The 413-nt window shown below is 62.5% G+C and carries 1 protein-coding gene; it reads right to left on the bottom strand.

The features are described 5' to 3' along the window. Positions 1-413 (bottom strand): ABC transporter permease (locus SAZ04_RS21725; protein ID WP_332699593.1); only part of this gene is annotated, 413 nt, incomplete at both ends.

Genomic DNA, 413 nt, shown 5'->3' with positions numbered 1-413 from the left:
GTCGGACAGCCACGTGTGAGGAACCAGCGCCTGCAGGTAGTACATCAGAGTGAACTGACGGACCGAGCCCGGAATCACGAGCGCGATCTGCTCCCAGCCAAACGCGAAGATCAGCCCCGCAATCAGCGGCCGTTTGACGACGACGCCGACCAGCGCGAACACCGCGCCGTATGCCGCGAGACCGATAGCCAGCAGCCCGAGATCGATCAGCAAATTGCCAAAGGTTTCCGGCAGCGCCGAGAACGGCACGAGCAGGAAGTAGACGATCATCACCGACGGCAGGACGACGAGGAACGTGCACGCCAGGTAGGCGAGGAACTTGCCGACCAGCACTGCCCCGCGCTGAATCGGGCGCGTGAAGAGATACGTGATGGTCTTGTCCTCGACTTCATCGGCCATCAACGCGGTGCCGT

The organism is Halalkalibacter lacteus (assembly GCF_036663595.1).
GTDB classification, from domain to species: Bacteria; Bacillota; Bacilli; order Bacillales; family Bacillaceae_D; genus Halalkalibacter; species Halalkalibacter lacteus.
The sequence above is the reverse complement of the archived record's forward strand: the minus strand, read 5'-3'. Positions and strand labels throughout refer to the sequence as shown.